Source organism: Kordia sp. (assembly GCF_050633145.1).
Taxonomy (GTDB): domain Bacteria; phylum Bacteroidota; class Bacteroidia; order Flavobacteriales; family Flavobacteriaceae; genus Kordia.
This window is the reverse complement of record NZ_JBOEFY010000108.1, coordinates 335-598: the sequence shown is the minus strand read 5'-3', so window position 1 is coordinate 598 and position 264 is coordinate 335. Positions and strand designations below refer to the sequence as shown.

Annotated in this window: 1 pseudogene; it reads right to left on the bottom strand. The window is 40.9% G+C overall.

What is annotated here, in order from left to right:
* A pseudogene (locus ACRBBL_RS27400) lies at positions 1 to 264 on the bottom strand (lectin-like domain-containing protein); the annotation flags it as partial.

Here is a 264-nt window from a genome sequence, read left to right as displayed (position 1 = left end):
GCGAATTGACTGTAATAGTCATTGTCTGAACCGTTGCACATTCGCCAGTATCTGGTGTAAAGGTATAAAGCGTCGTAGCTGTATTATCCAATGCTGGTGACCAAGTTCCGTTGATTCCGTTGTTTGAAACTAATGGTAAAGCAGTTAAGGTATCTCCTTCACAAATATCAGCTACTTGTGTAAATGTTGCTGTGACTTGCGAATTGACTGTAATAGTCATTGTCTGAACCGTTGCACATTCGCCTGTATCTGGTGTGAAAGTAT